Source organism: Vibrio sp. DNB22_10_4, from assembly GCF_052879755.1.
This window is the reverse complement of record NZ_JBNNXW010000141.1, coordinates 1-229: the sequence shown is the minus strand read 5'-3', so window position 1 is coordinate 229 and position 229 is coordinate 1. Positions and strand designations below refer to the sequence as shown.

The window sequence follows — 229 nt, the reverse complement described above, 5'->3', positions numbered from 1 at the left end:
GCATCAGCTTGCCGCCGGCGGTCAGGCGCGCGCCCTTTTGCGTCGCGTCGTCGATGTGGCGCTGCACCTTCTCCACGGCCTGATCGTCGATCAGCGGGCCCTGCACCACGCCCGTGTCGAAGCCGTTGCCGACCTTGATGCCCTTGACCTTGGCCGAGAGTTTCTCGACAAACGCGTCGTACACCGACGCATGCACATAGAAGCGGTTCGTACACACGCAGGTCTGGCC

General features: G+C 64.6%; 1 protein-coding gene. It reads right to left on the bottom strand.

All coding sequences use genetic code 11. The features are described from left to right. The coding region (locus ACVA6Q_RS25010) for an aldehyde dehydrogenase family protein (RefSeq protein WP_446649277.1) at nt 1-229 on the bottom strand (229 nt) is incomplete at both ends.